Here is a 1433-nt window from a genome sequence, read left to right as displayed (position 1 = left end):
CCAGCGCTTACGCCCTCGCCGGCCGCTGCCGTCCGCGAAGTCGAGCGGCTCCCCGCGAAGCAGTCGCTCCGCGACGTCCTCGTCGAGCCAGCCGTACCGGTCGTCCACCATCACATTTCCTTAAGCGTCCGCGCGGCTGATTGCGTCACACCGCCAGGCTGCTGCCCTTCCCCGGGCGGAACGTCCCCCTCTTCCTGCGGCCTCTCGATCAGCGCGGTCAACTGCTTGAGGCCGCGGTGTGCCGCCGTACGCACCGCGCCCGGGCTCTTGCCCAGGACCTCGGCGGTGCGCTTGGCGTCCAGTCCCATGATCACGCGCAGCACCACGACTTCGGCGTAGTCGCGGGGCAGCCGTGCGATGAAGGCCATCGTGCGGCCCGTACCGAGTGCCTCGATCGCCTCCTCCGCGGTGTCCGAGGCCGCGGGCCGGTCGGCGAGTTCGGTCTCGTCGCCGCCGGCGACGGGCCTGCGGGAGCGCATGCGTACGTGGTCGAGCGCGCGGTTGCGCGCTATGCGCGCCGCCCAGCCGCGGAAGCGGTCGGCGTCTCCGCTGAACGAGCCGAGGTCGCGGGCGATCTGCAGCCACGCCTCGGAGGTCACGTCCTCGGCGTCGCCGTCGCCGACGAGGCTGCGCACGTATCCGAGCAGGCGAGGGTGCACCGTCCGGAACACGATGCGGAACGCTGCCTCGTCACCACGCTGGGCAGCGTGCACCGCGCCGGACAGCGCGGCGTCTTCCGCGTATTCCCCCTGCACGGTGGTCAGTCGGTCCGTGGCGCCGGGAGACGCAGTACGCGCGGACACATCTGCGGAGCACCCCCGGATCTGGGCGGACCGTCGAGCGATAGTCGAACGAATGTCTGTGCGCCAGGTCGGCGCGAGGTGCACGCTACGGCGGTGGCGGTCCCTTCGCAACACACCCGGACACTCCCCACCCGGCCGCATGAGGAACCGGCGGCGGCCCGACGAGGGCTCGGCGGGGGTTCGGCGGGGGTTCGGCGGTGGCCCGGCGGGCACTCGACGGGGCTTCGGCGAGGGCCGGACCGGGGCTCCGCCGGGGCCGGAACCCGGCCCGGACACCTGCCGGGAGGGGCCCGCGTACGGGCTCGCGGGCACGCGCGGGCGGGGGGCTGTGACATTTCCGGGCCCTCTGGCGCTGAGTAATACAGCGGGCCCGAACGGGCACCGCGACAGAGGCCGACGGCCGGAGCAGCTCCTGTGGGGGGTAGCGGCTCCGGCCGTCTTCTTTGTACCGGTCAGGGCGGGACTGACACGTTTTCGAACCCCGTGGCGCTGTACGTGTGTCAAGCGTGAGCGAACGCCACACGCGAGCAAACCGAAGGGGCGGAATGTGAGTCCGCGTAGATCCCATGCGTACCGGCCGCTGAGCCTGCGCAGACGTGCCTGGCTGACGCTGGGCGCGGTCGTGCTCGG

At 72.4% G+C, this 1433-nt stretch carries 1 protein-coding gene; it reads right to left on the bottom strand.

The features are described from left to right. Positions 1 to 110 precede the first annotated feature (110 nt). Complete coding sequence (locus H5J30_RS33155) at positions 111 to 755, bottom strand: RNA polymerase sigma factor (protein ID WP_018834682.1); 645 nt, start codon at positions 753 to 755, stop codon at positions 111 to 113. Between the last annotated feature and the right edge of the window lie 678 nt (positions 756 to 1433).

The sequence above is a fragment of the Streptomyces phytophilus genome (assembly GCF_013870535.1).
In the GTDB taxonomy this organism is placed as follows: Bacteria; Actinomycetota; Actinomycetes; order Streptomycetales; family Streptomycetaceae; genus Streptomyces; species Streptomyces phytophilus.
This window is presented reverse-complemented; position numbering and strand designations above follow the sequence as displayed.